The 1,313-nt window shown below is 42.8% G+C and carries 1 protein-coding gene and 1 pseudogene; both read right to left on the bottom strand.

Annotated features, from left to right (window positions below; all coding sequences use genetic code 11):
• Positions 1-37: 37 nt before the first annotated feature.
• Positions 38-886, bottom strand: coding sequence for an ABC transporter permease (locus tag F6K20_RS38810; RefSeq protein WP_008178470.1), 849 nt, complete (start codon positions 884-886; stop codon positions 38-40).
• A gap of 300 nt (positions 887-1,186) precedes the next feature.
• Positions 1,187-1,313, bottom strand: a pseudogene (locus tag F6K20_RS38805) (ABC transporter permease); the annotation flags it as partial.

Raw genomic sequence — 1,313 nt, 5'->3', positions numbered from 1 at the left:
GAGGGGTTAGGGGTGGGTTCCGATTCCCGATTCCCGATTATTGCCGATTTTCCACACTCCGATAACGGAGCCATTCAGCGATAAAAGCAACTGCACCTGATACCAGGATTAGCAAAACACTAAGAGCATTTATATCTGGTTTAACACCAGTGCGGATGCGGCTAAAGATTTCCATGGGTAGGGTAGTTGCACCAGTCCCAGCGGTAAAACTAGAAATCAGAAAATCATCCATACTTAGGACAAAAGACAATAAACAACCAGCAATAATCCCTGGCATCAATTCCGGTAGTAAGATTTTTATAAAAGCTTGTAGAGGCGTTGCTCCTAAATCGAGGGCTGCTTCTTCTAGGTGAGGGTCAAGCTGGGTGATACGGGAGGAAACAACAATGGCAATATAAGCCAAACAGAAAACTATATGAGCTGCTATGATAGTCCACAGACTCAGAGGAATAGCCATAACTGCCAAAAAGATGAGAGTTGCCACTGCGATCGCAATATCTGGGATAATCAGGGGTAAGTAGGATATCCCTCGATACAAGCGTTTCCCTGGAAAGTGGTAACGGGCTAAACCGACTGCCATCATGGTACCCAATACCGCAGAAATCCCTACTGCCACTAGCGCTACCGTGAGACTATTGAATAGTGCGGTCTTTACACTCTCGTCCTCCCATAGTTTTAGGTACCACTTAAACGTGAATCCCTGCCACTGGGCGCTGTATTTAGAGTCATTGAAGCTATAAAACGTCAGTACCAGCAGGGGTAGGTACATATAAAAGAACATCACCAGGGAGAAAATACCTTGCCAAGAAACCCGGAGTTTTGGTTGAGAGTTTACCATGTCTAGGGTAAGCTCCTCCTGCTGATGGTATAGTTGTTCATTAGTCATTAGTTATTCGTCAATTGTTATTCGTCAATTGTTATTCGTCAATTGTTATTCGTCAATTGTTACTTGTTACTTGTTACTTGTTACTTGTTAATTAATTTTAAGTTTATAGTTAAAATTTTCCATTTTTATGAATGCAAACATTTTCTTTTGATAGGGATCCCTGTAGGAATTGTGAGAATTGTTGATCCGAATTTCTCTACTCCCTACTCCCTACTCCCTACTCCCTACTCCCTACTCCCTACTCCCTACTCCCTACTCCCTACTCCCTACTCCCTACTCCCTACTCCCTTTACTATAGTGCTAGGGCTGTGCTTTTGGATCACCATACTTAATCAAAAGTGCGATCGCTATACTCACCACCAAAATTAACATCATACTCAAAGCTGACCCAAATCCCCAGTTTTGAGTAGCTCCTAAAAACTGGTTA

Source organism: Moorena sp. SIO2C4 (assembly GCF_010672485.1).
GTDB classification, from domain to species: domain Bacteria; phylum Cyanobacteriota; class Cyanobacteriia; order Cyanobacteriales; family Coleofasciculaceae; genus Moorena; species Moorena producens.
Note: the sequence above shows the minus strand (reverse complement) of the source record. Positions and strands in the feature narration are given on the sequence as shown.